This is a genomic window from Haloarcula vallismortis ATCC 29715, assembly GCF_000337775.1.
Taxonomy (GTDB): domain Archaea; phylum Halobacteriota; class Halobacteria; order Halobacteriales; family Haloarculaceae; genus Haloarcula; species Haloarcula vallismortis.
In genome coordinates this window covers 1-23,098 of record NZ_AOLQ01000012.1, presented here as the reverse complement: position 1 = coordinate 23,098, position 23,098 = coordinate 1, and the positions used below count along the sequence as shown (strand labels likewise).

Sequence of the window (23,098 nt, the reverse complement as noted above, 5' to 3'; positions counted from 1 at the left end):
GGAGGCACGTAGCCGGCTGGTGAAAGTGGTTCGGTTCCAGCGTCTCAGGCTCACAGCGATTTGTCACATCAGCGGCGCTCCAGATGTGAGTGGCAGGCCGCTCCCTCGGGTCGAAATCACGGAGACCTGCGTTCGGAGGCGAAATAGACACGCTCAGGGGAGTGGCACGGGCGACCAGCGGACGACGTGAGTGTGGAGGGCCGAAGCGAACCGGGGATGGTTGCTGGCGACCCGTGCGCGACTATTCGTAGTGGGGGTGAGTATGTAGGCTCTATCTTGATACTATCTATACTATCAATACTATCTATACTGTCGGCCAACACTGACCGGCAGAAGCAGTCGATAGATGCTGTGTGAGAAATCAGCCGCAAGCTATCGGTACACCATCGCCTGCGCGACCTTCTCGCCGCGGTAGTAGCCGGGTGCGGTAGCAATCGTCGCTTCCTTTATTTCGTCTGTGACGGTTATCACGCGGTACTCTTTTTCAGGAACGGAGGCATCGTTACGGATCAGCTGTTGGAACCGCTCTCTGGCCGCGTCCCGCTCGTCGGGGTGGAGAAAGTCACTTGCCTTCATGCCCGCGATTTCGGCGAATGAATCTGCATCGAGAAACGCCACGGCTGCCTCATTGGCGTACAGAGCCTCCCAGTTACGGTCGAAGAGGAGGATCGGAATCGGCGCAGTGTCGACGAGGTTGTGGTACCGGTCCTCCGTGCGCTGGACCGCGGTTTCGGCCCGAGTGCTCCGGACCGCGTTCCGGATTCGGTTTGCCAGCACCGTGTACTGCTCCGTCCCGCCCCCCTTCTGGAGGTAGTCGGTGACGCCAGCAGATATCGCCTGACTCGCAATCTCCTCTGATCCCTTCCCGGTGAACAGAATAAACGGCAGGTCCGGGTAGTCGTCCCGTACCAGCTCCAGTAGCTCCAGCCCGTCTCTGTCGGGCATCTCGTAGTCGCTGACGACACACTCGATTGACTCGTTCCGAAGTACTGTCAGCGCGTCGTCGACGCTCGTTGCTGTCCTCACCGAGAACGCGGCGTCCTCCCGTTCCAGAAACTCCGCGACGATCTCGCCGAAACCGGGTTCGTCGTCGGCGTGGAGTACAGTGACACTGTCTATCGAGAAGTGATCCATGTGAGGCGTTGCCCAAGTGCATTCGAGTAACGTTTGAAACCACCAAAACGTTTGGTTCTGTTTTATCGGTGTCATGAGCTACTGAATCGCAAAAACTGCGATCCAGTTCAGAGCCTGTGTCGGAACGCGTGGAGGGCATTTTCGCCGGTTTCTGTCAGCTCTATCTGTTTTGTTCGGCCGATGTTGCTGACCGTAATGTACTCGTCTTCGGCCAGCGGGTCGACGATGTTTGCGTTCAACAGCGCGAACTTCGCCTTCTCGTTTGCGGGGTCAGCATCGGCAATAAACGAAAGCTTGGCGTCCTCCGCGAACTCGATAAGATCCGACTTCTTGGCGGTGTATGTGTCCGTATTCGTTCGCTTGAGGTAGTCAAGGACGGCGACCTGATCGCGGGAGATAGCTTCGATAGGGTACGACGGCAAGACTTCCGCGCGCTCCATCCCGCGAGTGAGCGGTTCCGCCGAAACCGATGGAACGTGTTCCTCGGGATGGACGTAATACGCCGTCGCCGCCGTCGCCATACACGCGATTGCGCTTCCGATAGCCGCTACCTTCGGCCCGCTGGAGACGTTGACACGCACGATGTCCTCGGGATGGTCGGCGGTCAGCGTCGTGACGACCGCCAGCACATCATAGAGGTCGTGTAGCTCCGCACAGTGGAGTTCGACGTTGACGCCGTTAGCGTCCAGTTCTTCAACAAGTGCCTGCTGATACGGCGTCAACCGCGACGGCTCCGTCGTCGCTGTGAGGAGGTACACGTCGTCAGCGTTGTGCTGGTGAATCGGCTCGGCAATCCGGTCGCGTTCGTGCCCCAGCGGCGCGATGTGTATCTCCCGAATCTGATCCATGCCAAAATGACGCGCCCCGCACAGCTATTGCTCTTGCCATCTCCGAGACAGAAGTCCGTTCAGACTAGCCGAGGTCGCTTCGCGACCGCATGTTAATCGTCCGCTTCTACGAACTGGACGCCTATGCTTCGGACACGCAAAGCGGTTCTCTGGCGCTCACGGCGTCGCCGTTCGCGCAAACCGAGGTCGCTCCGCGACCTCGCGTTAATCGTCCGCTTCGAGTTCCGACCGCGTTTGGTCCAGATACGGCAACTGCGAGGCTGTCTCCTCGATAGCGTTCCGATTTGCCTTCATCAGGGCCGTCGTGTCCCAGTTGCCCTCGACGAGGGCCTCGCGCTGGGCGCGGTCGACGCTGACGTTGATCTCGTTGTCCCCGTAGGTGACCGTCTCCGCCCGCACATCGACTTCGATGTCGCCGTCGGGGTTGTCCTCGACCCACTGTTGGAGCGCGTTGATCGTCTCGTGGTCGGCCGTGACCGTCGGAATACCGAGCGCGAGACAGTTTCCGGCGAAGATCTCGGCGAAGCCTTCGCCGATGATGGCGTCGATACCCCAGCGCATCAGGGCCTGGGGCGCGTGCTCGCGGGAGGAGCCACAGCCGAAGTTGTTGTTGACCACCATGACGTTGGCGTCCTGGAACCGCTCCTCGTTGAACGGGTGGTCCTTCTCGTTGTCCTCGTCGTCGAACCGCAGGTCGAAGAAGGCGAACTCGCCCAGCCCGTCGAAGGTGACGACCTTCATGAACCGTGCGGGGATGATCTGGTCAGTGTCGATGTCGTTCCCGCGAATCGGGATGCCGGACCCCTCGACGTAGTCGACTGACGGGATGTCCTCGGTAGGGTCGCTCATGCGACTGCCACCTCCTCCAGGTCGCGTACGTCAGAGACTTCGCCGGTGATCGCCGCGGCGGCCACCATCCGTGGGTTCATCAGGACGGTGCGGCCGTCCTTGCTGCCCTGCCGGCCGACGAAGTTCCGATTGGAGGAGCTGGCACAGGCTTCATCGCCCTCCAGCTGGTCCTCGTTCATGCCCAGACACATCGAGCAGCCGGCGTTGCGCCACTCGAAGCCGGCTTCCTCGAAGATGTCCTTCAGGCCTTCTTTTCTGGCGGCCTCCTGAACCCGCTGGCTGCCGGGGACGACGAACGCTCGCACGTCGTCAGCGACCTCGCGGCCCTTGACGATACGGGCCGCACGGCGCAGGTCAGGCAGTCGAGCGTTGGTACAGGAGCCGAGGAAGGCGACATCGATGTCGTACCCCTCCATCGTCTCGCCGGGTTCGACGCGCATATGCTCCTGGGCGCGCCGTGCGGTGTCGACCTTGTCGTCGGCCAGCGACTCGGGCTCCGGGATCGGGTCGTCGATGCCGATACCCTGGCCGGGCGTGGTCCCCCACGTGACGACGGGGTCCAGTTCGCTCGCGTCGATCTCGACGACGTCGTCGTACTCCGCGTCGTCGTCCGAGCGGATGGACTCCCAGTAGGGCTTGAGTTCCTCGAACTTCTCAGGGTGCTCCTGGAAGTAGTCCGTCTCTTCGAGCCACTCGTAGGTGGTCTCGTCGGGGTTGACGTAGCCCGCGCGAGCGCCGCCCTCGATGGACATGTTACATATTGACATCCGGCCTTCCATGTCGAGGTTCTCGATGGTCTCGCCGGCGTACTCGTACACGTAGCCGACGCCGCCCTCGGTCCCGAGCCGGCGGATGATCTCGAGGATTATGTCCTTGGCCTCGACGCCCTCGTCGAGTTCGCCGGTGACCTCGATCTTGCGGACCTTCTGTTTCTCCATCGCGATGGTCTGGGTCGCCAGCACGTCTCGAATCTGGCTGGTCCCGATACCGAACGCGAGCGCGCCAAAGGCGCCGTGGGTGGAGGTGTGGCTGTCGCCACAGACGATGGTCTTGCCGGGCTGAGTAATGCCCTGCTCCGGGCCGATGACGTGGACGATACCTTGATCGCCTGTCGTCGGGTCCGAGAACTGAATACCGGCGTCGCGGACGTTCTCTTCGAGTTCGGCCATCATCGTCTCGGCCGCGTCGTCGCTGTAGGGCCGGTCCTGATTGGCGGTCGGCACGATGTGGTCGACTGTCGCGTGGGTCAGGTCAGGTCGGGCGACGTCGAGGCCGCGCTCTTTGAGCATCCCGAAGGCCTGCGGGCTGGTGACCTCGTGGATGAGGTGCAGCCCGACGAACAGCTGGTCCTGGCCGTTGGGCAGGGTCGTGACTTTGTGCTGGTCCCATACCTTGTCGTACAGCGTTCCCTGGCTCATACTGTCTCGTCCCGTCCTTCAGTTCCGCGCTCGTACGCGCGGGTGACACCCTCGTCGGGTGCTTCGTGGTCGATATCTTCCATCGTCTCGTCGGTCTCCTCCTCGGCGTCGCGTTCGCCGCCATCGGCGGCCACGACCGGGCCGCGGCGGAACACAGCGCCGAAGGTTCCGTTCGTCTGAGGGTGCGTGTGCTCGATGTTCCCCATGGTCGTGCGCGATTCGTTCTGCTCGCCGTCGGTCTGATCTGTGCGTTCGTTAGTCATCTGCTGGAGCTTCTGTCTTCTCTGCGTCGGCGTCTTCACCCCACGCGAACAGTTCGCGCAGGTTCTCCCCGACGGCTTCGATCTGGTGGTTCTGTTCGGCGTCGCGGTACTGCTTGTAGGCGGGTCGGTTGGCCTGATTCTCGTTGATCCACTCGCGAGCGAACTCGCCGTTCTGGACCTCTTCGAGGATCTTCTCCATCCCTTCGCGGTCGATGACGTCCTCGCCGCGGGTCAGGCCGCCGTACTCGGCGGTGTCGGAGACGGAGTTCCACATCTCCATGTGGCCGCCCTCGTACATGAGGTCGACAATGAGCTTCAGCTCGTTCAGACACTCGAAGTAGGCCATCTCCGGCGCGTAGCCGGCGTCGACCAGCGTCTCGAAGCCGGCCTTGACCATCTCGGTGACGCCGCCACAGAGGACGGCCTGCTCGCCGAAGAGGTCCGTCTCGACCTCTTCTTGGAAGGTGGTCTCGATGACCCCGGCGCGGGTGCAGCCGATGCCTTTCGCGTAGGCCAGCGACTCCTGCTTGGCGTTACCGGTCGCATCCTGATACACCGCGATGAGACCCGGCGTCCCCTCGCCGCGCTCGTAGGTCCGGCGCACGAGGTGGCCCGGCGACTTGGGCGCGACCATCGTCACGTCCACGTCTTCCGGCGGCTCGATCTGGCCGTAGTGGATGTTGAACCCGTGGGCGAACTGGAGCGTGTCGCCGGCGTCGAGTTCGCCCTCGATGGCCTCGTAGACGGCCGGCTGAATCGTGTCGGGGACGAGCATCACGACGCGGTCCGCTTCGCCAGCGGCCACGTCGGGCGTCTCGACGCGGAGGCCGGCGTCTTCGGCCTCGGCCACTGAGGACGAGTCCTCGCGGAGGCCGACGATTACGTCGACGCCGGACTCGTGAAGATTCAGCGCGTGGGCGTGGCCCTGCGAGCCGTAGCCCAGTACGGCTACGGTCTCGTCGTCGATGGTCGATACGTCAGCGTCCTCGTCGTAGTAGACTGTTGTGGTAAGTTCGTCAGACATCTTTCTCTAGTGTTTTCGGGCCGCGTTCCAGTGCGGCGGCCCCGGTTCGCACGATCTCCTGCACATCGAACTGCTTGAACGCCTCGATGGCGGCGTCTATCTTCTGTTTGCTGCCCGTAATCTCGACGGTGACCGAGTCGGTCGACGCGTCGACGGCCTGCCCGTTGTACATATCGGCGACGGCGTTGACGTCGTCGGGCTTCTCGCCGCTGACTTTCACCAGCGCGAGCTCCCGACGGACGGCCTCGCCTTCGAGTTCCCTGACCGAGATGACAGGCACGAGCTTTCGCAGTTGCTTTTTCGCCTGGTCGATTCCCGGTTCCGGCTCCTCGATGAGGATCGTCATCCGGGCTGTGTCGTCGTCGACTGTTGGCCCGACAGTCAGACTCTCGATGTTGAACTGCCGTCGGCTGAACAGCGCCGACACCTCCGACAGCACGCCCGGCCGGTGCTTGACCAGCGCGGACAGCACCGCCTGCCGCGGTTCGTGAGTCACTTCGGCCTCGGGGTCGACGCGGATTCCCTGCGTGTTGCGTCGGCCCTTCGGGCGCATCCGTTCGTCCGGCGCGGGGCCTGGCATTCCTCCAGTCATTGTTAGATCATGTCCAGATGGTCTTCATTGAGCGCGAACTGGCCGTTGTCACCGCCGCTTGGAACCATCGGGAAGACGTTCTCCCCGGGGTCGATGTGGGCGTCGATGACGCTCGGGCCGTCGTAGTCGCGTGCTTCCTGTATCGTCTCTTCGACGTTCTCGTAGGATTCCAGCGTGAACCCGCGTGCGCCGAAGGCCTCGGCGAGTTTGTCGAACTGCGGGATCCACGGGTACTCCGAGGCCATCCGGCGACCCTCGTAGAAGCCGTCCTGCCACTGGCGGACCATCCCGACCGCCTCGTTGTTCAGGACGACGTAGGTGATGTCCAGTTGCTCACGGACCGCAACGGAGAGCCCCTGAACGGTCATCAGGAACGAGCCGTCGCCGTCGAAGCAGACAACTTCTTGATCCGGGGCGGCCAGTTTCGCACCGATGGCGGCGGGCACGCCGTAGCCCATCGTGCCCAGACCATGGGAGGACACCCACGTCCGGGGCTCAGTGTACTCCCAGAACTGGGAGGCCCACATCTGGTGCTGGCCGACGCCGGTACAGACGATGGTGTCGTCCGGCGTCACATCCGAGAATTTCTCGACGACGTATTGTGGCTTCAGCGGCTCGTCGTCGGGCGTGTCGTAGTCCATCGGGTACTCGTCTTTCCAGACCTGACACTGGTCACGCCACTCGTCGGCGTCCGGCACGCGCGGCATTGCGTCGAACAGCTGTCGGAGCACTTCCCGAGCGTCGCCGATGAGCGGGTAGTCGGCGTAGACGTTCTTGCTGATTTCCGCGGGGTCGATGTCGACGTGGATGACCTCCGCGTCGGGCGCGAAGGAGTCGACGCCGCCGGTCAGGCGGTCGTCGAAGCGCGTCCCGATAGCCAGCATGCAATCGGTGTTGGTGATCGCCATGTTGGCGTACCCGGTGCCGTGCATCCCGGCCCACTCAAGCGAGAGTTCGTGGTCTTCGGGGAAGGAGCCGATGCCGGGCATCGTCGTGATGACCGGGATCTCGTACTCCTTGGCGAACTCCCGGAGCGCGCTCGATGCGTTCGCCTTGATGACGCCGCCGCCCGAGAGGATGACCGGGCGGTCGGCCTCGGCCAGCGCCTCGGCGGCTTCCTGAACGTTCTCGTCGTCTGCTTCCTCAGGCACCTCGTAGGTCTCTGGCGTCTCTGGCGCGCCGGGTTCGACCTCGGTTTCGCCCTGGGTCACATCTTTCGGCAGGTCCACCAGCGTTGGTCCCTGTCGGCCGGCGTCAGCAAGCGCGAACGCCTCGCTGACGTCGTCGCCGACGGTGTCGGAGTCGGCGGCGAAGTAGCTCTCTTTCGTGATCGGCTGGGTGATACCGACCGTGTCCGTCTCCTGAAACGCGTCGTTGCCGACGAACTCCGTCGGAACCTGGCCGGTCAGCGCGATGACCGGGTCCGAGTCCATGTTCGCGTCGGCGATGCCAGTCACGAGGTTCGTCGCGCCGGGGCCGGACGTGGCGAAACAGACGCCCGGGTCGCCGGTGACGATACCGTAGGCGTCCGCCGCGTGTGAGGCCCCCTGTTCGTGGGCCATCGTGACGTGGTTGATGTCGGAGTCGTACAGCGCGTCGTAGACGGGCATGATGGCCCCGCCCTGAACGCCGAAGACGTAGTCTGTCCCGGCGTTTTCAAGCGCACGGATGACAGATTGCGCGCCCGTTGTGACCGGCTCCTGTTCAGTTTCTGGCTCCGTTTCGTCCTCTTCCTTGGGGACGGATGCGCGTTCGCTCATCGTTTCATCTCTCCGTCTGTTCGTGTTCGGGGTCGATACCGCGGTGATGTGTGTGCTGCGTGCATGACTGATGACTCTGTGGTGGTATGACGAATCGATTCGGCCGGGGGTGAAAAGGTAAAGAGAGGGGCTATAGTGCCCCTACAATACGCACGCCGAGAATAGCGGTCGCGGTGCTGGCGGGGGTTCGAACCCGATGTCCAGCAGCCGCGGTCATCACACCCGAATGCAGTTCGTCCCGAATAATAAACGTTCTGTGATAGTTGTTGGCGGACAGCGACTCGAAGCCGGATACTCACCGGTGGCTGCTCACTCGTAGTGACGGCCGGAAGCGAGGTCATCGGCCTACGCCCGGACCTCCTCGCTTTCCTCGGTCACGCCGATCTCCTCGGCGAACCGTTCAAGCACCGACATGGTGACCTGCTCCTCCGCGCCGTACTCCTTGACGCGGCGGGTCACTTCTCGGACCTCCGCCTCGGTCGGGTCGTAGCCCGCGTCGACGAGTCGCTCCCGAACCGAGTGGGCCCCGGTGTGCTTGCCGAGTACGAGCTCGCGCGTGGCCCCGACCATCTCTGGAGTCATGACGCCCGGCTCGAATGTATCGGAGTTCTCGATGACACCGGCGGCGTGGATGCCGCTCTCGTGGGAGAAGGCGTTGCGCCCGACGACGGGCTTGTTCGCCGGCACCCCGATGTCGGATTTCTCCTCGACGATCCGCGACAGCTCCGTGATGCGGGTGGTGTCGATTCCGGTGTCGACATCATACAGCGACTCAAGCGCCATCACGACCTCTTCGTAGGCCGCGTTGCCGGCGCGTTCGCCGATGCCGTTGACCGACACCTGCGCCTGGCTGGCTCCGGCCTCGAAGCCAGAGATGGCGTTGGCCGACGCCAGCCCGAAGTCGTCGTGCGTGTGCACGTCGATGTAGGCGTCGGTGCAGTCGTCGACGATCTCGATGAGGTCGTAGAACCGCCGCGGCGTGGCGACCCCACACGTGTCCGGAATGTTGATCCAGTCCGCACCCGCCGCGGACGTAGCCTCGATGACTTCGACGAGGAAGTCCTCGTCGGTCCGGGTCGCGTCCATCGGCGAGAACATGCATTCGGCGCCCGCGTCTGTGATCATCTCGACACAGTCGACGGCGGTGTCGAGTGCCTCCTGACGGGTCGCGTGCATGGAATCCTGCAACTGTACGTCCGACGTCGAGACGAAGGTGTGGACCATGTCCACACCAGAATCCAAGGCCGCCTCGATGTCTTTCTCGACCACACGCGCCAGTCCGCAGGTCGTCACTCGCGTGGACTCGGCGATGTCGCGCACTGCCTCGAACTCCGCGTCGGAGTTGACAGGGAACCCGGCCTCGATGACGTGGGTTCCCATCTCGTCGAGCAGCGCGGCTATCTCGCGTTTGTCCTCGTAGTTGAACGACGTACGTGGTGACTGCTCACCATCGCGCAGCGTGGTGTCGAAAATCCGTGCGTCTGTTATCTCAGACGTGGAATCCAGTGTGCCCTGGAAGAACTCGATCCGCCGGAGATTCCGACGTGCCCTCGTTGTTGGACATAAGCACCCGTAACTGGATGCTTCCACTATTTATACTTGTTCATAAGACGGTGCCGCGTGCACATGGCACACGGCCACGACCACCACCGGTGCGACTGCCGCACGTCAGACAGGTGGGGAGGATTTTTGCTCCGTCCGCGCATGGATGAGTTTATGAGTGATTTCGAGGGCCTGGACCTGCAGGCCGTGGAGGACCAGATGGACGAGGGCCGTGACGGGGCCGGCAGCAACCGCGTCGTGCTTGGGGTCCTCGACGGGTCGGAACCGCCCGAACAGTGGATAAACACCATCGAGAGCGGGGCAGTGCTGGTTCTCAACGTCGATGGGGACCTGAACGAACTCGCTGCCGGGTTCGCCCGACCGGTCCGAGAGGCCGGCGGCGAACTGATGCACTTCCGGGGCTTCTTGATTGTGACGCCGCCGGGTGTCAGCATCGACTCCCAGCGGCTAGATTGAGCGGCAGAACGGCCTGTATCCACCAAGCGGCCCTGTTGCAGACGATACGCTTCTGTGAGACCGTCGCCCCAATCGCAGCGTCGCGATTCTGACCGACGCCGTCAGAGTTGGCACGCCCGCTCAGGGAGAGAGAAATCGCTGTAACAGTCCGTGCCACACACGAATGCCGTGGTTCCACGCTTGCCAGTAGGTGTCGAAGAACCGGGGCGAATCACTGTCAGTGTGGCTCGGCCGGGTCGCAATCTGGGCGTGGCACTCCGGGCAGCGGTAGTGCCTGCTGCGGTAGCGCGCAACGACGATCCAGTCGCCGTCGTACCTGCTCTGGTGCCCGCAGTCCGGACAGAACAGCGTCGCCTTCGCGGGGACATCGCGCCCGGTCCGGGAGTCAGTCGGGGACATCCTCAGTTAGACGGTGGCTATCGACACGAAAAGAACCTGCCTATGAGGGGCCTATACGGCTACTAGTACAAGGGAGGTCATTATATCCTCGTCCGGTGGTACCCACCTACGACTGGTCGCCGCCGGTGTTGCTGCCGGGGCCGCTACTCGGACACCAGCGTCAGGTAGTGGCCGTCCCGGTCCCTGATTTGGACACCCTCTGTGACCGAGGTGACCGCGAGCGCGTCATCAGCGACCGCTCTGGCTGTCGATTTCGGGTCTTCGGCGACGACGCCGAAGTCGACGTGGACGCCGCCGCGGGCGTCGGCGATGCCGAGCCGTGGTGACCACAGCTCCAGGTCGAGGTCGCCGGTCGAGAGCCGAACGCGACCGTCGTCGCGGCTGTCGTCGACCATCTCGAAGCCCAACGTGGCGTAGAAGTCCACCGCTGCGGACAGGTCCTCGACTTCGAGGACGAGTTCGAACAGGCCGGTGACGCCAGTACCGTCGACCGCCCGCTCGCCGAGTTCCACACAGTTCCCCTGCGGGTCATAGAAGTACAGCGACCGCGCGTCCCCGAAGGTGTGTTCGACCAGGTCGAAGCGCTCGTCCAGTCGGTCGTACCAGCCGTCGTACTCCCGCTCGGGAATGGTTAGCGCGTAGTGCGTGTGGAGCCCACCGCGCGGCACTGTTCCCGGTGCACGGAGTCTGAGCTCGGTGTCGCCGGCCGCAAGCACGGCTTCATCCGGAGCCTCCGAGACGATGTCGAGTTCCAGAAAGGCCTCGTAGAACGCTGTCGCACGGTCTGGATACTTCACCTCGAGCGTGAGCCAGGCTGGCGATGAGAGCATACCGGCGCTTCGACCGCCACCGACAAAGCCGCTGTGGACGCTATTCGGGGGCGGAACAACCCCAACACGCGTGTTTCCCGTTCTCGACCATTTATTCACGTCAGGCTCGTACGGAGGCGTATGCCAATGAAAGGTCAGGACGAGGCGACAGAATGGCTGGAGACGAACCGCTGGGAGCGCGGCGTGAGCTACATTCCGTATCCCGACGAAATGATGGTCCGGGCGAGTCACGTCCTCAAGACGGAGGCCGGTGTGTTCGTCGTCGACCCGATAGACGTCGACAGTATCGACGACCTGTTTGCCGAGTTCGGCGAGGTAGCCGGCGTCGTCATCCTGTTGGATCGGCACAAACGCGACAGCGCCGCCGTTGCAAACCGACACGACGTGTCAGTGTACATCCCCGACTGGATGTCAGGTGTCGAGGAAGATATCGACGCGCCGGTCGAACGCATTCACCGACAACTGCCGGGCACAGACTACGGCGTCCACAAGATCATCGACAATACGTTCTGGCAAGAGGCCGCGCTGTACGGCGACGAAGACGACACGTTAGTTGTCCCCGAGGCGGTCGGGGCGGCGGACTACTTCCTTGCCGGCGACGAACGCCTCGGCGTCCACCCGATGTTGCGCCTGTTCCCGCCCAAGAAGCTCACGCGGCTTGCTCCCGACCGAGTACTGGTTGGCCACGGAGAAGGCGTGATGGAAGACGCCGCCGAGGCCATCGCCTACGCACTTCGCGGGTCCCGCGGCCGGACGCCGGGGCTGTACGCGAAGAACCTCAAGTCACTCGTGCTCGGCTGAATCGGGTCAAGCGACGCCGTTTTACCCGGGCCGTGCGAAGCTGTGGCGTGGTCTACGTCACACGCGGACTCGTCGAGACGCTGCTACGGCTCGCCAGCGAGGCCGAACCTGACGACGTGACGATTTCGCTGGCCGTCACGCCTGCAGGGGACCTTCCCGATGCGGACCTGCCGGACGAGACACCGGTATTTACTGACTTTTACCTCCCTTCGGCCGGGGCTTCAGTGAAGGCAGTGTTCGGTGTCGATCTCGGGACGCCGGCCGGCCAGACACAGGGCCGGTTCGTCTCCCACCCCGACGGATACATGGGTGTCAGCAAGACTGACGACCTCCACGAGGTGATCTTCGTCGGTATCCCGCCGTGGGACATCGACGCCTTCGGAGCCTTCGACAGAGCCGGGCAGGCACAGGAGATTACAGTTCTCGATGTCGAACCGCCCGAGAAGTATCCGCAGTAGCGACCCGATTACTCCAGATAGCCCAGGTCCCGCAGCTGGTCGGTGATGTCCTGGAACTGCGCTTCGGTCAGTTCGCCTTCCCGCTGGTGCTCGACGACGATACTCCGAAGCAGGAACCGAACGAGGTCGGACGTACTGGAGAAACTCGTCCCTTCAATGGTCTCTTCGACGCGCTCCGCGAGGTCTTTCGGGATAGATACTGTGGTGTAGTCGGACATGTCGTCACGGAGGCGTGCCGGCGGCATATGCGTTGTGACCCAGCTTACCGTAGGTCCGTAGCCTCGGTGTCGAACTGGCCCATCGTGGCGTGATTGGTTGGCGAGAACATCTTCGGCGCACGGCGGGACCGTGACTGGTCGTCCGCGTCGTCGAACGGCAGCGTAGTTGTCGGGTACGAGTCATCGTTTCGGGGGGTCGTGATTCGTGTTGTCATCCTGGGGGTCGTGTCGGCCGGCGTCTGTGGTTTGTGGGCAGTGCAGTGGGGGCGGTGTGTGCGGGGCGTACAATGGATACAAGCATTGAGTATCACCACTTTTCGACCCATTCATAATAAATGTTCATGATGGAGCTGCGGAAAATGGTGTCAAACGGTAACATACGTCTCGAATCCATGCACTGTGGACCCGGACCGAAGACGCCAAAGCGGCCTGTTCGTCCTGTGGCGGCCAGAGCGGCTCTGAACCTGCTCAGACGACCAGCTGGACCTCGTACTCGGTCAGGTTTTCATAGCCGTCAGGGGTGACGACGGCGATGTCCTCGATTCTGACGCCGCCGACATCGGGGTCGTAGAGGCCGGGCTCGATAGTGACGATGTGCCCCGGCTCGAGTTCGCCGCCGTTGGGCGATAGTCTGGGGAGTTCGTGGACGTCCAGCCCGACGCCGTGGCCCGTACTGTGGATGAAACCCGTCTCTGTCCGTTCGTCGTCACGCAGTGTCGGTTCGCCGGCATCCTCGTACACGTCACAGACAGCGTCGTGTACGTCTTTGCCGGTCGCGCCGGGTTCCAGCGCGTCGAATGCGGCTTCCATCGCGCGCTCTGTCAGATCGTACCACTCGCACACTGTCTCGCTTGGTTCGCCTTTGAGGAACGTCCGCGTCATGTCGGCGTGGTACTTCGTCGCTTTGTCCTGCGGGAAGATGTCGATGATGATGGGCTCGTGGGCGAAGAGTGGCCCGCTCCCGCGGTCGTGTGGGTCCGCGGCGTCAGCACCACAGGCGACGATTGTCTCGTCCAGCGAGCAGCCGTGTCTGAGCAGCGTCACCTCGATCTCTTCTTTGACGCGCTCGCTCGTCAGTGTCTCGCCGTCAACTTCGAGCGTGTCGTCGGCAGCAATCTCCGACGCTTCAAGTAGCGATTCGGCCGCCTCCATCGCCGCCTCGTTGGCCCGCTGTGCCGTCCGGATGTGGTCGACTTCGGTCTCGGTTTTCGTCGCCCTGATCTCCGTGATAATCCCGTCGGTGTCGGCTGTCACATCGACGCCGCGTGCCCGCAGGCCATCCGCAGTCCGGAGCGGGAACCGCGGCGGCACGGCCACGCTCTCAACGTCGTAGGCCGCAAGGAAATCCGCGAGGACGTGCGAGACCGCTTCGTCCGGGCCGTGGTCCTCGACTTTCTGCTGGTGGTCGAAGTCGACATAGCGTTCGACAGTCTCGGCCCGCGATTCGCGTTTTGCGCGGCCGAACTCCAGACTCCGCGGGAAGAGGAGATGCGTGTCGCCGTCGTACAGCGTGATGAACGGGTCCGGCGCGTCGAATCCAGAGAGATAGTACTGGTCTGACACCTCGGAATCCGCATCGAGGAGGTAGCCATCGACAGCGGCGTCGTCGAGATATGCGTCCAATGCTGAGAGAGCAGGTTCCATACGTGTCGGTCTGGTCCGCATCCCCATATACGTCTCCCACTGAGCCGCGCGGCGGCCCGATATATGGCCACGAATACCATACCGATGCAGTTTGGCCGCTCATTTATTGACGTTCCAGCCCCTCAGTTCTAGTAATGAGTGACTTGTCCGGTGAAGACGTGACCGTTGTCGGTGGCGGCATCGGTGGGCTCTCCGCCGCGTGCTACCTGGCGGATGCAGGCGCGGATGTCTCGCTCCTGGAGAAAAACGAGCAACTCGGGGGCCGCGCCTCGCGGCTGGAGGTGGATGGGTTCCGGTTCGACATGGGGCCGTCGTGGTACCTGATGCCCGACGTGTTCGAGCGGTTCTTCGCGTACTTCGGCAAGGAACCGCGCGATTACTACGACCTCCAGCGGCTGGACCCGCACTACCGCATCTTCTTCAAGGACGGCGACCAGATCGACGTGACCGGCGACAACGACGAGATGGCCCGGAAGTTCGAGGAGTACGAACCCGGTGCGGGCGAGGCGTTCGAGGAGTATCTGTCGACCAGCGAACGCCACTACGAGACGGCGATGAACAAGTTCGTCTACGAGGACCGCTCGAAGCTTCGCGACTGGGTCGACCTCGATGTGATGACCGCCGCGCCGGTCGGGCTCCAGCTCATCGGCTCGATGCAGAGCCACGTCGAGGACTACTTCGAGCACCCGAAGCTCCAGCAAATCATGCAGTACACGCTGGTTTTCCTCGGCGGCTCGCCCCGGACGACGCCAGCGCTGTACAATATGATGAGCCACGTCGATTTCAACCTCGGTGTCTACTACCCTGACGGCGGCGTCGGCGCGGTCGTCGATAGCCTCGTCGAACTCGGCGAGGAACTCGGCGTCACCTACGAGACAGACGCCGAGGTCGCGGAGATTTCCCGGCGGAAAGAGGGATTCCTCGTCGAGACGGTCCATGGCGACACGACCCACCCCGACGAAGTGGTCGTCAACGCCGATTACGGCCACGCCGAGCGCGAACTCCTTCCGGACCACGAACGACAGTACGACGACGACTACTGGGACGACAAGACCTACGCGCCGTCTGCCTTCCTCATGTACATGGGTGTGGAGGGGGACGTTGAGCCCCTGAAACACCACACACTCGTCCTTCCGACAGATTGGGACCCCCACTTCGACGATATCTTCGACGAGCCCGCGTGGCCCGACGACCCGGCATACTACCTCTGTGTGCCCTCGAAGACCGACGACACCGTTGCCCCTGAGGGCCACTCGAACCTGTTCGTGCTGGTCCCCATCGCGCCGGGTCTGCACGACGGCGACGAGATCCGTGAAGAGTACCGCGAGAAGGTGCTCGCCGATATCGCTGACAACACCGGTGTCGATCTTCGCGACCGTATCGTCTACGAGAAGCAGTTCGCCGTCTCCGACTTCGGCGAGCGGTACAACGCCACGGAGGGCACGGCTCTCGGTCTGGCGCACACACTCCGCCAGACGGCCCTATTGCGGCCCAACAACCGCTCGTCAGCCGTCGACGGCCTCTACTTCACGGGGTCGTTCACGACGCCCGGCATCGGCGTGCCGATGTGCCTCATCAGCGGCGAACACACTGCGGAGGCGCTCATCGAGGATATCGCCTGAGTAATGCCCGAACTCCCGACCGACCGCATCACCGCCGTTATCCCGCCGGAGGAGACGCTTGTGGGCTACCTGTTGCGCCTCTCCCGGCCGCGGTTCTGGCTGTACCTCGGTGGCCCGGTCATCGTCGGCGTCAGCTACGCGGCCGACGGCCCGGGAGAGCTGTTCTCCCCGCTAGCTATCGCGCTGTTTCTGTACTTCACCATCCCCGGGAACGTGTTCCTTTACGGCGTCAACGACATCTTCGACGCCGACATTGACGAGCACAACCCGAAGAAAGACGAGGGCCGCGAGGTCAGCTACCGCGGGGACAACGCCATCACGGCCATCGTCGTCGTCAGCGGCGCGCTCGCGTTGCTGTTCGTCCTCGCGTTGCCGACGCTCGGGATTGTGGCCCTGCTCGCCTGGGTGGCGCTCTCTGTCGAGTACTCGGCCCCGCCGCTCCGGTTCAAGACGACGCCGTTCCTTGATTCCATCTCGAACGGCCTGTATATCCTGCCCGGTATCATCGGCTACGCCGCTATCGAGGGGGTGGCCCCACCAGCGACCGCCGTCGCCGGTGCGTGGCTCTGGGCAATGGGGATGCACACTTTCTCGGCGATTCCCGACATCGAACCCGACCGCGAGGCCGGCATCCAGACGACGGCAACGTTTCTGGGTGAGTCAAACACCTACTACTACTGCGTGATGTGCTGGCTCATGGCATCGTTCATCTTCAACTTCACGCACTGGGTGTTCGGCCTGCTACTGCTCGTCTACCCCGGCCTCGTCTTTGGGATTCTCGGCGTCGGCGTCGATATCGACGACGCGTACTGGTGGTATCCCGCAATCAACACCATCGTCGGCATGGTTTTCACACTCATCGCGCTGTGGGTGATGCTGTATGGCTAACGGCAAGGACTTGGAGTTAGCGGGGTGGACGCTGCCGGAGACACGGGCTGACGCGACCACGCAATTTGACCGGTTTGTCACCGAGAATCGCTTTACCATCGCCGTCGTCTTCCCAGTCGTCGGCGCGCTCACGCTGCTTGCCAGCGCCGAGGGCCTGCTCCCAGACCCGCTCGCGTTCAATCCCTACTTCGTCCTCTTTGGCACGTTCGTGATGCGATTACCCCTTGTGGCCGGCGTCTTTCCGCTCGTGGACCGCCGGGCCGGGCTGGCGCTGGTCGCCTTGACGCTGTATTCCTACGGCATCGAACTCGTCGGCGTCAGGACCGGCTGGCCCTACGGGGAGTTCAGCTACGGCGTCGACCTCGGTCCGATGCTACTGGGCGAAGTACCGTTCGGGCTCCCGGTGTTCTTCTTCCCGCTGGTGCTAAACGCCTATCTGCTCGTCCTGCTGTTGTTTGGTAACCGTGCGGAATCGACCGCCGTTCGGCTGCTGGCGACGCTTTCGACGGTCATGCTCGTCGATCTCGTGCTCGACCCCGGTGCCGTGGCTATCGGCTTCTGGACCTACGACGTGTCCCAGTTCTACGGCGTTCCCTGGCAGAACTACGCGGGCTGGCTCCTCTCGGGCTCGGTCGCCGTCCTGCTGTTCGATCTGGGGTTCGACCGTGCGGGACTTCGACAGCGGCTTGAGGAGTGTCCGTTCATGCTCGATGACCTCGTGAGCTTCGTCCTGCTGTGGGGCGGTATCAACCTCTTTTACGCGAACTGGGTGCCGGTCGGCCTGGCCGCGCTGCTGGGGGCCGGCCTCCTCTGGACGGACCGCTTCGACTTCGACCTCTCAGAAACCCGGCTCGGCCGTACCGTCTGGCGGTAACAGGGGGTCGCTATCACCGCGTCACCGACGACAGCGAGACAGGCCAAGCGTTTAAGCGACCGCGTAGGTAGGTGGACGTATGAAGCGAATCCCGTTCGGGATCCGCCAGCTCGACTCCATCATCAACGGTGGGGCTCCCGCCGGGAGCGTCGTCCTGCTCTCCGGCGAGGCAGGGGCTGGCTCCCGGGAGTTCATGCATACGAGCGCGCTCATCAACGGGCTCAAACAGTCCGGCGGGGAGCTACACGACCTCTACTACGGCGACCTCTCGGCCGACGCCGTCGCCCCGGAAGAAGTGCATTACATCTCTTTTACCGCAAGCGAGGCACAGCTGGTCAGCGAGATGCGGTTGGCGATGGACGACGACGTCGTCGAGAAGGGGAGCCAGTCGGTCGAGTTCCACGACCTCTCGGAGCGGTATTTCCACATCAGCCCGGTGCCCCGGGACTGGTACGCCAGCGAAACCGCGTCGATTACCGACCTCCGGGCGCGCCACGAGCGGGAGGACCTGCTCGGGACGCTCGGGATGGTCCTGAACGAGGTGGCGGCGAACAACCTCGTCATCATCGACTCGCTATCGGACCTCGTCAGCGCCATGGGTGAGGAAATCGACTGGGCGGACATCAGCTCGCTCGTCCAGGGGCTTCAGAAAGCAGCCTACCAGTGGGGCTGTCTACTTCTCTTGCACGTCAATCCCGAGACACTGTCGGCGGTTCGATACGGGCAGCTCGTCGACGCATCCCACGGGACGATGGAGTTCGCGTGGGAGTCCGGCGGCTCCACCCGCGCCCGAACCCTCGTCGTTCAGCAGTTCCGTGGCGTCCTCTCACAGATCGAGGACGAGGATATCGTGCAGTTCGAGACAGAACTGGGCGATGCCGGCTTCGATATCAGCGATGTGCGCAAGATTCGATAGCGATAACCGGCGGGACAGCGGGCTGTAGCTGTCGACAGAGAACAACGAGAACGGTGCTTCGGAACTGCTTCCACTCTCGGCATCTGAAATTGGCGGTAAACCCTTATCAGTCTTGTTCGTTAAGGGTGTCGTAATGTCCTCCGAGTCGACTGATGACGGGGGAGTGTACGTCGAGCTATCTGCAGATCTAGACGAGTGGCTGACCGAGCAGGCCGAGACGCTCGGCGTGTCTCGGGATGCCGTCATGGAGCAACTGCTGGCCGCATACATGACGACGGTCGATTCGGACGGCGAGACGGGCGACCACATCCAGCCGTCGTCGGACGAACTGGATGCCGTCGTCGCCGCGACGGTTGACCAGAAGCTGAACGGTTCAGTCGAAGCAGCCACCGAGAGCGCGGTGAACGCTCGCATCCCGGACATCGCCGATACGGTAGAACGCCAGCTTGCTGATCGGTTCGAGGCGCTCGAAGCAGAGTTTCAGACGAAAATCGAAGACGTCCGCGAGCGCGTCGTGCAGGTCAAACGGGAAGCCGACGCGAAAGCGCCAGCCGACCACGGCCACGAAGAGTTCGACCGCATCGATGCGCTCACACGGGAAATTGAAGAGATAGAGACGGAACTCGCCACGCTTCGAGGTGACGTGACCGACTCGTTCGAAACGCAGGACGAGCGCATCGCCGACATCGACGGCCGTCTCGACGATGTCGAAGACAAGCTCACCCGCGTCGCCTGGGTCGTCAGTGACCTCCGCGACGACCAGGGTGGCCGGGACCAGAATCAAAAGGCGGTCGACCGGCTGAAACGCGCCGCAGCACAGGAGAACATCTCGACGGCGCGGTGTTCGAGCTGTGACGAGCAGGTCGAGATCGGGCTCCTGACAGAACCTCAGTGTCCACACTGCAACACGACGGTGTCGGACGTGCGGCCCGAGGGCGGCATCATCCGCTCGAAGGCACGGCTGGTGGCCGCAGCACAGCTTGAACCAGGCGAGACCAATGAGTGACGACAAACCAGACCCCTTCGAAGCGCTCGACGACGGTGACGACCGCGAGGGTGACCCGTTCGAGCGACTCGGGTCGGGACCTGACGACGCGGACGGCTCGACAGACGAACCCCAGCCACCCGACGATGGCTGGACAGAGACCGAATCGAGCGACACACCGGCCGATGACGTGGCCGAAACAGGTCCCAGCGCGACCGATAGCAACGACATACTCTCGGCTGTTGATACGGCTGAGTTCCGCTCGGATTCAGCAGTTGAATCGGACAGCCCCATTCCAGAGTCGTCACCTGGCCCGGACGACCCTTTCTCAGGGATGGACGACCGTAGCGAAGACCCATTCGGGAGCGGTGAGAGCGCATTCGAGCGGGTCGATGTCGACCACATCGACGCCGACAAAGTGTGGGCGGAAATCGCTGCAGACGATGATAGCGAGACCACACCGGAGACCCGTTACGCAGAGGTGTCGAAACATCGCTACTGCGAGCAGTGTGAACACTTCTCCGCACCGCCGAACGCACACTGCACCAACGAGGGGACCGAAATCATGGAGTTCCTCGACATGGAGACGGTCCGGCTGCTTGACTGTCCAGTCGTCGCCGAGCAACACGAGATCGAGGGCGAGCAGTAACGGCTTTTTGCCTCGGTGTCGGACGGGCGTGTATGCAGTTCTGCGACGACTGTGGTTCGATGATGCACGCCGATGCTGACGAGATGGTCTGCCAGTCCTGTGGCGCGCGGGTCGCGAAAGACGAGGACCGCGCGGCGGAGTTCGTCAGCACAGACGAGCAGAGCGGCGACGAACTGATAGAGACCGAGGAGGGGTCAAACTTCGAGGGAAAGCCCACGGCAGACGACGTGACCTGTGAGGAATGCGGACACGGAAAAGCGTGGTACACGATCAAACAGACCGGCTCAGCCGACGAACCGCCGACGCGGTTTTTCAAGTGCCAGGAGTGTGGCCACCGATGGCGAGAGTACAACTAGAGAAGTGACTCCAGAATCCGGAGCTCTTCTTCCTCGGAGATGTTCTCGGAGTTCAGACACGCGTGAACGACTTTGTGGACGAGTTCGGGATCGTGAAACGGATTGGATTGCGGCGAGCCGCCGCCATCCGCGATAGTTTCGACCTGTCCTTCGAGCTCGGCCAGCTGTGCGGAGAGGTCCTCGACAGTCGACTGGAACGTAGTCAGCGTGGTGTTCACCTCGCCGGCTGCTGTCTCGACCACCGCTGCCGAGCGGCCGCCGTCCTCGGGCGCAGTATCGGATTCTGCCACTCGTCCGTCGGCTTCGGCCGAAGCGTCTGTCGACTCCGATGGTTTGCTGTCGGATGCCAGTGTGTCGGTTTCGTTCGAGGGTGTCGCTGACTCGTTCCCCTGCTCGCTGAACACAGCGTTTGCGAACGCCTCGCGGTTCGCCCAGTCGAAGCCGTCGATGCCGTTGACGCGATTGCTCACAGTCGAGGCAGTCACGTCGAGTTTCTCCGCGAGATCTCGCTGGGATGCGGTGGGGTGTTGCTGAATCGACCGGAGCGTCTCTCGCTCTGTCGAGGATAGGTCTTCGGGGGCGGGGTACGATTGTGACTCCGTTGCCGAGTCACTCGGCGACTCATCAGATTCGTCAGATTTGTCAGACGCGTCTGTCTCGTCGGTCTCAGCTGGGTCACCGTGTTCTTCGAGGACCCGCTCGACCAGTTCCGCTGTCGCGCTCGGTACTTCGGCCGCAAGCTCTGCGATGGACGCCTCAGGGTTCTCGGCAGCGACGTCGAGTATTTGCTTGTGACGCATCGATTTGGGGGCCGTTCGGCCGTTCGTTGATTTACTCATTGGTATCACCACGTAGGGAAGGGACCGCCACCCAATCCCCCAATCTGATATACGTTTGACTGAAACCAACGGAATTGTCAAAAGCTTTTGGTTAGAAACAAACATTAATTAACATGTCATTCAGTCCGACAGTGCCTGGGTGCGAATACCACAGCGTGTGTAGCGCAGGGAGACTGCTCTATTCCGGGGCGAACGAGGGACCGTCGGTCAAAACAGAATCTGAGTCTTCTGAAGGCATTTATTCCATGCGAGGCAACGCGGAGCCATGTACCGTCGTCGCGTTCTGGCACTCTGTGGACTGGCTATCACCGGCGCGGGATGCCAGGGTGAGACTGCTGACACCGAAACGGTGGCGCCGGTCCAGTCGCCGGCCGTCAGCGAAACCGACACCGGGCCGCCGCCCGCGGTGACGATCACGGACTCGGTAGTGACGCCCGGTGTCGTGGTTCCCGGCACCGACTCTATCGATGTCCAGCCGGCCGACGGCCAGTTTCTCGTGCTGACAGCAGTTGTCGAAGGTTCGGGAACAGACCGCGCCGCGTTCTCGCTCAGATTTGACGGGTCGACCTACAGCCCAGAGACGTTCAGAAACGGGCTGTATCGCGATGGCGAATGGGGCCGACAGTTCACAGAGGCCGGTGGGCCACTTGTCTTTGACCTCCCTGAAACCGGCGCAGCCAGCGACGCCAGACTATCCTGGCCCGGCGGGGAGTGGACGCCGCCGGAGACAGTTCGAGCCAGACTCGAAGCCCCGTTGCCATCATTCGACGTTGCCCTCGACGCACCAGAGCGCGTCACTGAACCAGCCACGCCGACGCTTGAGATAACAGTCACGAACACGGGCGATACCGCGGGTCGGTACGTCCTCGCACTCAACCGAACCGGCCCGCGCGTCGCCTACGCCCCCGCCGGCCGGTTTGACGGAGAACTGCAGCCGGGGGAAACAGAGAGTATTACACTTGATGGCAAGAGCCCCTACGTCGACGATACGGAACCGCGCGAAGTCACGTATCACCTTCGGGCCCCGGACAGTCACAACGACGCGACACACCGAATCAAGCCGGTCGATGAGGAACCCGCGACCGAATCGTAGGGACCCGTCGCGTTCGAGACCAGTCTGTGCGTATCGAGAAGTAACCAGACGGCCTCGCGCTGGCGCAGGAGCGCCGCCTCAGACCCCTTCGAGGTCGGACCGGTACTCGTTGATCTGGTCGTCGGCGTCTTCGATGGCCCCCGTTACGTCTTCCGCGTCACCACTGCTGAGGTCGTTGAGCGCCGACTGGATGCGGGCGAGTCGACCGTGGTCCGGGCCGTGTTCGTCGGTCGCGAGGGTGTCAAGCTGCGCGGCGAGTTCTGCGAGGCGCTCGCTCGCTTCGTCGCTGTCAGTGTCTTCGGCCGCCGATTCAAGCAGTTCACTCGCAGATGCGAGTTCGTCGCGTGTCATACGTGGCAATTTACAGATGGGGACTAAAACGATTCGGCTTCCCGGAGCGGGTTTATTCGAATAAACAGTGGGAGTCCGGCAGGCTGGCATAACAGTCTCGTGTACGACTAGCACGATAGCCATGACCGGCGGCCGGCACCACGGGCAAGTTTTAGGCCACATCCGCTCGCAGACGTGCCATGGCAAAGTTCCTCTTCTGTTCGCTGGACGCAGCACTCATCGGCGACATCGCCTGGCAGGTTGCCAAGGAGGGCCACAGCGTTCGGTA

27 protein-coding genes are annotated in these 23,098 nt (G+C 62.7%); 11 read left to right on the top strand and 16 right to left on the bottom strand.

Features of this window, described 5'->3' with window-relative positions:
- Nucleotides 1-372: 372 nt before the first annotated feature.
- The 9 genes from C437_RS04060 to C437_RS04020 all read right to left on the bottom strand — a co-directional run bounded on the left by C437_RS04060 (nt 373) and on the right by C437_RS04020 (nt 9,478).
- Nucleotides 373-1,134, bottom strand: a complete 762-nt coding sequence (locus C437_RS04060) for a response regulator (RefSeq protein ID WP_004515612.1) — start codon at nt 1,132-1,134, stop codon at nt 373-375.
- Between the two features lie 107 nt (nt 1,135-1,241).
- The gene (locus C437_RS04055) at nt 1,242-1,982 is read right to left on the bottom strand and encodes an HFX_2341 family transcriptional regulator domain-containing protein (protein ID WP_004515611.1); all 741 of its coding nucleotides are present in this window, start codon (nt 1,980-1,982) and stop codon (nt 1,242-1,244) included.
- Nucleotides 1,983-2,186: 204 nt separating this feature from the next.
- Nucleotides 2,187-2,831, bottom strand: coding sequence for a 3-isopropylmalate dehydratase small subunit (gene leuD, locus C437_RS04050; RefSeq protein ID WP_004515610.1), 645 nt, complete (start codon nt 2,829-2,831; stop codon nt 2,187-2,189).
- A complete protein-coding gene (leuC, locus tag C437_RS04045; protein ID WP_004515609.1) occupies nt 2,828-4,249 on the bottom strand; it encodes a 3-isopropylmalate dehydratase large subunit in 1,422 nt (473 codons plus the stop codon). Before leuC ends, leuD begins: the two co-directional genes overlap by 4 nt.
- Nucleotides 4,246-4,512 carry a hypothetical protein gene (locus tag C437_RS04040; protein ID WP_004515608.1) on the bottom strand — a complete coding sequence of 89 codons (267 nt, stop codon included), beginning with the start codon at nt 4,510-4,512 and terminating at the stop codon, nt 4,246-4,248. Before C437_RS04040 ends, leuC begins: the two co-directional genes overlap by 4 nt.
- Nucleotides 4,505-5,536: a ketol-acid reductoisomerase gene (ilvC, locus tag C437_RS04035; protein ID WP_004515607.1), complete on the bottom strand. Its 1,032-nt coding sequence runs from the start codon at nt 5,534-5,536 to the stop codon at nt 4,505-4,507. The genes C437_RS04040 and ilvC overlap by 8 nt, the downstream gene beginning before the upstream one ends.
- Nucleotides 5,529-6,116: an acetolactate synthase small subunit gene (gene ilvN, locus C437_RS04030; protein WP_004515606.1), complete on the bottom strand. Its 588-nt coding sequence runs from the start codon at nt 6,114-6,116 to the stop codon at nt 5,529-5,531. Before ilvN ends, ilvC begins: the two co-directional genes overlap by 8 nt.
- Nucleotides 6,117-6,130: 14 nt before the next feature.
- Entirely contained in the window at nt 6,131-7,888 is a 1,758-nt protein-coding gene (gene ilvB, locus C437_RS04025) for a biosynthetic-type acetolactate synthase large subunit (protein ID WP_004515605.1), read from the bottom strand.
- Between the two features lie 345 nt (nt 7,889-8,233).
- Nucleotides 8,234-9,478, bottom strand: coding sequence for a LeuA family protein (locus C437_RS04020; protein ID WP_004515604.1), 1,245 nt, complete (start codon nt 9,476-9,478; stop codon nt 8,234-8,236).
- A 126-nt stretch (nt 9,479-9,604) separates the two neighbouring features.
- Here C437_RS04020 and C437_RS04015 point away from each other — a divergent pair, with 126 nt between their 5' ends.
- A complete protein-coding gene (locus C437_RS04015) occupies nt 9,605-9,907 on the top strand; it encodes a DUF5779 family protein (RefSeq protein ID WP_004515603.1) in 303 nt (100 codons plus the stop codon).
- 120 nt (nt 9,908-10,027) lie between these two features.
- Here C437_RS04015 and C437_RS04010 read toward each other — a convergent pair whose 3' ends face one another.
- Entirely contained in the window at nt 10,028-10,306 is a 279-nt protein-coding gene (locus tag C437_RS04010) for a hypothetical protein (RefSeq protein ID WP_004515602.1), read from the bottom strand.
- Between the two features lie 143 nt (nt 10,307-10,449).
- Entirely contained in the window at nt 10,450-11,136 is a 687-nt protein-coding gene (locus C437_RS04005) for a VOC family protein (RefSeq protein WP_004515601.1), read from the bottom strand.
- Nucleotides 11,137-11,256: 120 nt separating this feature from the next.
- Between C437_RS04005 and C437_RS04000 the strand changes: the two genes are divergently transcribed.
- Nucleotides 11,257-11,937: a hypothetical protein gene (locus C437_RS04000; protein ID WP_049919597.1), complete on the top strand. Its 681-nt coding sequence runs from the start codon at nt 11,257-11,259 to the stop codon at nt 11,935-11,937.
- Nucleotides 11,938-11,984: 47 nt separating this feature from the next.
- Nucleotides 11,985-12,395, top strand: coding sequence for a hypothetical protein (locus C437_RS03995; protein WP_004515599.1), 411 nt, complete (start codon nt 11,985-11,987; stop codon nt 12,393-12,395).
- An 8-nt stretch (nt 12,396-12,403) separates the two neighbouring features.
- Here the strand turns inward: C437_RS03995 and C437_RS03990 are convergent, their stop codons facing one another.
- The 3 genes from C437_RS03990 to C437_RS03985 form a co-directional block, all read right to left on the bottom strand.
- The gene (locus C437_RS03990; protein ID WP_004515598.1) at nt 12,404-12,613 is read right to left on the bottom strand and encodes a ribbon-helix-helix domain-containing protein; all 210 of its coding nucleotides are present in this window, start codon (nt 12,611-12,613) and stop codon (nt 12,404-12,406) included.
- A 44-nt stretch (nt 12,614-12,657) separates the two neighbouring features.
- Complete coding sequence (locus tag C437_RS20455; protein ID WP_004515597.1) at nt 12,658-12,828, bottom strand: hypothetical protein; 171 nt, start codon at nt 12,826-12,828, stop codon at nt 12,658-12,660.
- A 253-nt stretch (nt 12,829-13,081) separates the two neighbouring features.
- Nucleotides 13,082-14,257 carry a M24 family metallopeptidase gene (locus C437_RS03985; protein ID WP_004515596.1) on the bottom strand — a complete coding sequence of 392 codons (1,176 nt, stop codon included), beginning with the start codon at nt 14,255-14,257 and terminating at the stop codon, nt 13,082-13,084.
- Nucleotides 14,258-14,391: 134 nt separating this feature from the next.
- Between C437_RS03985 and crtD the strand changes: the two genes are divergently transcribed.
- The 7 genes from crtD to C437_RS03950 all read left to right on the top strand — a co-directional run bounded on the left by crtD (nt 14,392) and on the right by C437_RS03950 (nt 20,547).
- Nucleotides 14,392-15,879 (top strand): carotenoid 3,4-desaturase, encoded by a 1,488-nt coding sequence (gene crtD, locus C437_RS03980; protein ID WP_004515595.1) that lies wholly within the window; start codon nt 14,392-14,394, stop codon nt 15,877-15,879.
- A gap of 3 nt (nt 15,880-15,882) precedes the next feature.
- Nucleotides 15,883-16,767, top strand: a complete 885-nt coding sequence (locus C437_RS03975; RefSeq protein ID WP_004515594.1) for a prenyltransferase — start codon at nt 15,883-15,885, stop codon at nt 16,765-16,767.
- Nucleotides 16,760-17,641, top strand: a complete 882-nt coding sequence (gene cruF, locus C437_RS03970) for a bisanhydrobacterioruberin hydratase (protein ID WP_004515593.1) — start codon at nt 16,760-16,762, stop codon at nt 17,639-17,641. Before C437_RS03975 ends, cruF begins: the two co-directional genes overlap by 8 nt.
- Before the next feature lie 79 nt (nt 17,642-17,720).
- Complete coding sequence (locus tag C437_RS03965) at nt 17,721-18,557, top strand: RAD55 family ATPase (protein WP_004515592.1); 837 nt, start codon at nt 17,721-17,723, stop codon at nt 18,555-18,557.
- A gap of 133 nt (nt 18,558-18,690) precedes the next feature.
- Nucleotides 18,691-19,563, top strand: coding sequence for a hypothetical protein (locus C437_RS03960; protein ID WP_004515591.1), 873 nt, complete (start codon nt 18,691-18,693; stop codon nt 19,561-19,563).
- The gene (locus tag C437_RS03955; protein ID WP_004515590.1) at nt 19,556-20,191 is read left to right on the top strand and encodes a hypothetical protein; all 636 of its coding nucleotides are present in this window, start codon (nt 19,556-19,558) and stop codon (nt 20,189-20,191) included. Before C437_RS03960 ends, C437_RS03955 begins: the two co-directional genes overlap by 8 nt.
- Nucleotides 20,192-20,223: 32 nt before the next feature.
- The gene (locus C437_RS03950) at nt 20,224-20,547 is read left to right on the top strand and encodes a transcription factor S (RefSeq protein WP_004515589.1); all 324 of its coding nucleotides are present in this window, start codon (nt 20,224-20,226) and stop codon (nt 20,545-20,547) included.
- Here C437_RS03950 and C437_RS03945 read toward each other — a convergent pair.
- Nucleotides 20,544-21,347, bottom strand: coding sequence for a winged helix-turn-helix domain-containing protein (locus tag C437_RS03945; RefSeq protein WP_004515588.1), 804 nt, complete (start codon nt 21,345-21,347; stop codon nt 20,544-20,546). The two genes, C437_RS03950 and C437_RS03945, sit on opposite strands and share 4 nt — an antisense overlap.
- A 304-nt stretch (nt 21,348-21,651) precedes the next feature.
- On the opposite strand from C437_RS03945, the gene C437_RS03940 reads away from it, so the two are divergent.
- Nucleotides 21,652-22,479, top strand: coding sequence for a hypothetical protein (locus tag C437_RS03940; protein ID WP_004515587.1), 828 nt, complete (start codon nt 21,652-21,654; stop codon nt 22,477-22,479).
- A gap of 78 nt (nt 22,480-22,557) precedes the next feature.
- On the opposite strand, the gene C437_RS03935 is transcribed toward C437_RS03940, so the two are convergent.
- Nucleotides 22,558-22,830 (bottom strand): DUF7553 family protein, encoded by a 273-nt coding sequence (locus tag C437_RS03935; protein ID WP_004515586.1) that lies wholly within the window; start codon nt 22,828-22,830, stop codon nt 22,558-22,560.
- Nucleotides 22,831-23,098: the final 268 nt, after the last annotated feature.

What these genes read in the sequence shown, in the direction of transcription:
- C437_RS04060 (WP_004515612.1), bottom strand. Translation starts at nt 1,134, where the DNA reads ATGGATCACTTCTCGATAGACAGTGTCACTGTACTCCACGCCGACGAC.
- C437_RS04055 (WP_004515611.1), bottom strand. Translation starts at nt 1,982, where the DNA reads ATGGATCAGATTCGGGAGATACACATCGCGCCGCTGGGGCACGAACGC.
- leuD (WP_004515610.1), bottom strand. Translation starts at nt 2,831, where the DNA reads ATGAGCGACCCTACCGAGGACATCCCGTCAGTCGACTACGTCGAGGGG.
- leuC (WP_004515609.1), bottom strand. Translation starts at nt 4,249, where the DNA reads ATGAGCCAGGGAACGCTGTACGACAAGGTATGGGACCAGCACAAAGTC.
- C437_RS04040 (WP_004515608.1), bottom strand. Translation starts at nt 4,512, where the DNA reads ATGACTAACGAACGCACAGATCAGACCGACGGCGAGCAGAACGAATCG.
- ilvC (WP_004515607.1), bottom strand. Translation starts at nt 5,536, where the DNA reads ATGTCTGACGAACTTACCACAACAGTCTACTACGACGAGGACGCTGAC.
- ilvN (WP_004515606.1), bottom strand. Translation starts at nt 6,116, where the DNA reads ATGCCAGGCCCCGCGCCGGACGAACGGATGCGCCCGAAGGGCCGACGC.
- ilvB (WP_004515605.1), bottom strand. Translation starts at nt 7,888, where the DNA reads ATGAGCGAACGCGCATCCGTCCCCAAGGAAGAGGACGAAACGGAGCCA.
- C437_RS04015 (WP_004515603.1), top strand. Translation starts at nt 9,605, where the DNA reads ATGAGTGATTTCGAGGGCCTGGACCTGCAGGCCGTGGAGGACCAGATG.
- C437_RS04010 (WP_004515602.1), bottom strand. Translation starts at nt 10,306, where the DNA reads ATGTCCCCGACTGACTCCCGGACCGGGCGCGATGTCCCCGCGAAGGCG.
- C437_RS04005 (WP_004515601.1), bottom strand. Translation starts at nt 11,136, where the DNA reads ATGCTCTCATCGCCAGCCTGGCTCACGCTCGAGGTGAAGTATCCAGAC.
- C437_RS04000 (WP_049919597.1), top strand. Translation starts at nt 11,257, where the DNA reads ATGCCAATGAAAGGTCAGGACGAGGCGACAGAATGGCTGGAGACGAAC.
- C437_RS03990 (WP_004515598.1), bottom strand. Translation starts at nt 12,613, where the DNA reads ATGTCCGACTACACCACAGTATCTATCCCGAAAGACCTCGCGGAGCGC.
- C437_RS20455 (WP_004515597.1), bottom strand. Translation starts at nt 12,828, where the DNA reads ATGACAACACGAATCACGACCCCCCGAAACGATGACTCGTACCCGACA.
- C437_RS03985 (WP_004515596.1), bottom strand. Translation starts at nt 14,257, where the DNA reads ATGGAACCTGCTCTCTCAGCATTGGACGCATATCTCGACGACGCCGCT.
- crtD (WP_004515595.1), top strand. Translation starts at nt 14,392, where the DNA reads ATGAGTGACTTGTCCGGTGAAGACGTGACCGTTGTCGGTGGCGGCATC.
- C437_RS03975 (WP_004515594.1), top strand. Translation starts at nt 15,883, where the DNA reads ATGCCCGAACTCCCGACCGACCGCATCACCGCCGTTATCCCGCCGGAG.
- cruF (WP_004515593.1), top strand. Translation starts at nt 16,760, where the DNA reads ATGGCTAACGGCAAGGACTTGGAGTTAGCGGGGTGGACGCTGCCGGAG.
- C437_RS03965 (WP_004515592.1), top strand. Translation starts at nt 17,721, where the DNA reads ATGAAGCGAATCCCGTTCGGGATCCGCCAGCTCGACTCCATCATCAAC.
- C437_RS03960 (WP_004515591.1), top strand. Translation starts at nt 18,691, where the DNA reads ATGTCCTCCGAGTCGACTGATGACGGGGGAGTGTACGTCGAGCTATCT.
- C437_RS03955 (WP_004515590.1), top strand. Translation starts at nt 19,556, where the DNA reads ATGAGTGACGACAAACCAGACCCCTTCGAAGCGCTCGACGACGGTGAC.
- C437_RS03950 (WP_004515589.1), top strand. Translation starts at nt 20,224, where the DNA reads ATGCAGTTCTGCGACGACTGTGGTTCGATGATGCACGCCGATGCTGAC.
- C437_RS03945 (WP_004515588.1), bottom strand. Translation starts at nt 21,347, where the DNA reads ATGCGTCACAAGCAAATACTCGACGTCGCTGCCGAGAACCCTGAGGCG.
- C437_RS03940 (WP_004515587.1), top strand. Translation starts at nt 21,652, where the DNA reads ATGTACCGTCGTCGCGTTCTGGCACTCTGTGGACTGGCTATCACCGGC.
- C437_RS03935 (WP_004515586.1), bottom strand. Translation starts at nt 22,830, where the DNA reads ATGACACGCGACGAACTCGCATCTGCGAGTGAACTGCTTGAATCGGCG.